2 protein-coding genes are annotated in these 2,333 nt (G+C 47.8%); both read left to right on the top strand.

The window, feature by feature from the left end:
- The first annotated feature begins 209 nt into the window (after positions 1–209).
- Positions 210–1,634: an AarF/ABC1/UbiB kinase family protein gene (locus QMA35_RS21395; protein ID WP_281649165.1), complete on the top strand. Its 1,425-nt coding sequence runs from the start codon at positions 210–212 to the stop codon at positions 1,632–1,634.
- Positions 1,631–2,333, top strand: a 703-nt coding sequence (locus QMA35_RS21390) for a potassium channel family protein (protein ID WP_281649164.1), incomplete at its 3' end; no start/stop codon positions are given. The genes QMA35_RS21395 and QMA35_RS21390, both read left to right, overlap by 4 nt.

Here is a 2,333-nt window from a genome sequence, read left to right as displayed (position 1 = left end):
GCCAGTAACGGTGAGACACCGCATCGTAGGCAGATAACAAAAGTATTCGCATAATTAATCATGAACCGAAAGCGCCCCAAAAGCATGGAATGCGTGAACACTTTCATGATAAAAAATCGGGCTGAAAAATATCGACACTATACATCAAACGCTGGGTCGCTCATTATTCTCCCAAGAAGAATAATGATTCAAAGTGCATCACGCCGAATATGAAAGACCGACACGGTAATACCGTTGTTTCCCGTATCAAAACAGGCAGTTTTGAACGCCGCCTGCATCTGGCATCTGCCGGATTTCTGGCTGGCAGCCGAATGGCTTCCCACCTGGCAAGAAATGCCCTGACCAGCAAAGAAAAGCGCCTGTCCCGCAGGCGGGATATGCAATCAAAACAGGCTGCCTACCTGGTTTCGGAAATGGGAAAACTAAAGGGCAGCGTCGTTAAGATTGGTCAGATGATGGCCCTTTATGGTGAACACTTTCTTCCTTCAGAAGTCACGGAAGCTCTTCATGATTTTGAACACCAGACGACAGCTTTGAAGTGGCCGGTTATCCGCAAAGCTTTAAAAAAAGAATTAGGGACAGAAAAGCTGGCCGAGTTAACAATTGAACGCGTCCCCATTGGTGCAGCATCCCTCGGTCAGGTTCATAGAGCTACCCGGCTCAGGGATGGCCAACAACTTTGCTTGAAAATTCAATATCCCGGTGTTGCTGACGCAGTGGATTCCGATTTAAACGGCGTCGCCAATCTGCTGCGCCTGACCCGAATGATTAAAGCCACCCATGCCTTTGATGACTGGCTGGAAGAAATCCGTTCTATGCTCCATCGGGAAATTGATTATTTGGAAGAAGCCCAAACAACCCAGCGTTTTAGGGAACACTTGAAGCACGACAAGCGTTTTATTGTTCCCGTTGTGTTTCCTGAATACACCACAAAGCGAGTGCTCGCTACCAGTTATGAACCAGGGCTGGCAATTACAGAGCCGGAAATCCTGAACCTTTCTCAAGAGCGAAGAAACCATCTGGCCTCCGGCCTGCTGGATCTCTTTTTCAAAGAGATGTTTAACTGGCACGAGGCGCAAACAGACCCCAACTTTGGCAACTACCGGGTTCGACTGAAAGACGTTAGTGGAGAGAAAAACGACACCATCGTTTTACTGGATTTCGGCGCGGTCACGCGATATCCATCTAACATTATTTCTCCCATCAACAGAATTATTGCAGCCTCCTGGTACGGAGATAAACAACAGATTGTTGCCGGTGCTGAAGAGTTGCGGTTTATCAGTGAAGGCATGCCTGATGATATTCGCAATGCCTTCGCGACTCTTTGCCAGATGCTGATTGAACCGGTAGCAGGTGTTCACACTGGAATACCGGATCATGTCATGGATAACGAAGGTAATTACCTTTGGAACAGCAGCGACTTGCCCAACCGCATTGTTGGTAAAGCAACAAAATCTGCCGTTAGCCGTTATTTTGAGGTTCCCCCTAAGGAGTTCCTGTTCCTGAACAGAAAACTGATGGGTGTTTATACCTTTATGTCTGTGCTGGATGCCCGTTTGAACAGCAGTAACATACTTCGTGGTTATCTTGATAAGATACCGGGATTTTCTATTATTCCGGAGGCCGCTGAATGAACCCTGTCGTCAGGATGTTCCTGAGGATTAATCTGCATATGTTGCGCCTGAACTGGGCGGTTCTGGCTCTCGCGTTGTTTTCGCACTTTGTGCTCTCCTGGGCTCTTCTGGAACTGGTACAAGAGACAAACCTGACCAAGCCCGGCGTTTTTTACTACTTCTATCTGGTCACAGCTTCAACAGTTGGCTACGGGGATTTTTCTCCACAGTCCGAACCAGGCAGACTGGTTGTCAGTTTGTTTATCATTCCCGGTGGCATCACTTTGTTTGCCGCCATGATCGGTAAAATCACCACTATTCTTGTTAATTCCTGGAGACAAAATATGAAAGGACAACTGGACTTCAGCGGCCAGTTGCAAAACCATCTGGTCATAATGGGCTGGCACCGGGACAGCACCAGTCGCATGATCGACCTGATCTTTGGTGATCAGAAACGGGAAAAGCGAGAAATCGTTCTGGTATCCTCAAGGGAGATGGAAAACCCTGACCCCAAGCGCATCCACTTCGTTTCCACAGACAATATGGCTTCAGAAGATGCCTGTAAAAGGGCTGCAATAATAGACGCTAGCCGTATTATCATTACTGGCAAGAATGATGATAACACCCTAACCACAGCTCTCAACCTGATCGCCTGTGGTACCCAGGCTCATATCGTCTGTCACTTTGATGACCATGCTATGGCCAGCCTTTTGAAAGCCC

The sequence above is a fragment of the Parendozoicomonas sp. Alg238-R29 genome, assembly GCF_947331445.1.
Taxonomy (GTDB): Bacteria; Pseudomonadota; Gammaproteobacteria; order Pseudomonadales; family Endozoicomonadaceae; genus Sansalvadorimonas.
Note: the sequence above shows the minus strand (reverse complement) of the source record. Positions and strands in the feature narration are given on the sequence as shown.

What these genes read in the sequence shown, in the direction of transcription:
- QMA35_RS21395 (WP_281649165.1), top strand. Translation starts at nt 210, where the DNA reads ATGAAAGACCGACACGGTAATACCGTTGTTTCCCGTATCAAAACAGGC.